Source organism: Prevotella sp. CAG:592 (assembly GCF_000436015.1).
Classification (GTDB): domain Bacteria; phylum Bacteroidota; class Bacteroidia; order Bacteroidales; family Bacteroidaceae; genus Prevotella; species Prevotella pectinovora.
In genome coordinates this window covers 1-1,616 of record NZ_FR892580.1, presented here as the reverse complement: position 1 = coordinate 1,616, position 1,616 = coordinate 1, and the positions used below count along the sequence as shown (strand labels likewise).

1 protein-coding gene is annotated in these 1,616 nt (G+C 44.1%); it reads left to right on the top strand.

Features of this window, described 5'->3' with window-relative positions; translation table 11 throughout:
* Window positions 1-201: 201 nt before the first annotated feature.
* Window positions 202-1,572 (top strand): IS4 family transposase, encoded by a 1,371-nt coding sequence (locus QVO99_RS06165; RefSeq protein ID WP_288177002.1) that lies wholly within the window; start codon window positions 202-204, stop codon window positions 1,570-1,572.
* Window positions 1,573-1,616: the final 44 nt, after the last annotated feature.

The window sequence follows — 1,616 nt, the reverse complement described above, 5'->3', positions numbered from 1 at the left end:
AACTTAAATTAATTCCGCCAACGGGTATGAGTTCATAAAAAAGTTCATAAAAAAGGCTTTGAGTATTTCCGTATATCACGGAAAATGAGTAAATTAGATGTGACAAAAAAACATTACTCAAAACTCAAAGCCATGAGCAAAATTACAAATATTCCCTCAGAAATCCGCAACTTTTTCTCAGAAAAACGTCGCAGTATAGTTATGGATACATTTACGCGCCTGCTTGAAAGCTTAAATTTGGACAACCGCAGCCTTGGTGGCTTGAAACGTGAGAACTGCCAGTTGACGAACCTTCAAGTGTTCCAAATATTGTTACTGCTTCCATTCTTTGCAATCAAAGGCTTCTCCCATTATGATGGTTCGGTGCTGTGTCGTATGTTTGGCGGTAAGAAAGATATCCTCTATTCATATCTGTCACAAGACAATGTCAACTGGCGGAATGTCGTGTACCGCATAACCAATTGGCTGCTGACGAAAGTGACCGTGCGCCAGGACCATAAGAAGAGTCTGCTTCCAACCGTACTGATAGCCGATGACACGGATCTTCCAAAGACGGGCATGCATATTGAATCCATAGGCAAGATATTCTCGCATGTACACCAGAAATGCATCCTCGGCTACAAGGCTCTAATGTTGTGCTGGAGCGATGGCCGCACGCAGTTCATGCTCGACTTCTCGCTTCACGGCGAGAAGGGCAAGGTTGATGGTAAGGAACAAGGGCTTACCTCAGAACAGAGGAATGGGCGTTATGAGCGCAAACGTGATGAGAAGTGTCATATTGCCAAACGCAAGGAAGAGTATTTCATGAGCAAGGGTGTCAAGCTGTTAGATATGGTGAAGAATGCGATACGCAACAAAATACCTTTCGATTACTTGCTGGTTGACAGCTGGTTCACATGTACCGAACTTGTGGATTTCGTTTATCGCCGCCACAAGAAATTCCATCTTCTCGGCATGGCAAAGATGGGCAACACCAAGTATATGACTACTAATTGGGGAGAATTGTCTGCCAAGGCCATAATCACCAAACTTAAGGCTAAGAAGGAAGGGAAATACAGCAGGCGCTACCATTGCCATTATTCCGAAATTGAAGTTGTGCTTGGAAAACGTTCCGTAAAATTATTCTTTTGCAAGAGAGGCAAAAAGGAAGCGTGGAAAGTACTTCTTACAACAGATCTGAGCCTCCGTTTTGTGCGTGCCTACGAGATATACTCCATGCGTTGGAGCATAGAAGTGTTCTTCTCGGACAGCAAGCGTCTACTTGGACTTGCTGATTGCTCGTCACGAAACTTTTCGGCCCATATAGCGCATGTTTCATTGGTCATGATACGCTACAACATACTTGCCTCAATAAAAAGAACACTCGACTATGACACCATAGGAGGACTGTTCGGTGACATGTATCTCGGAGTACACGAACTGACGGTGGTTGAAAAGATATGGGCAATCATAATAGAGGTGGTAGCCGTCGTTTCAGAACTCATTGGTGCTGACACCGATGAACTGACCATCCAAATTATTGAGAATGACAAGAGATTGGCTGCACTTAGAGAGTATGCTCAAACGGCTTGAAATCTAAATCCGAAACTTGAGTTCCTCTTTCATCCGCGCCTTCC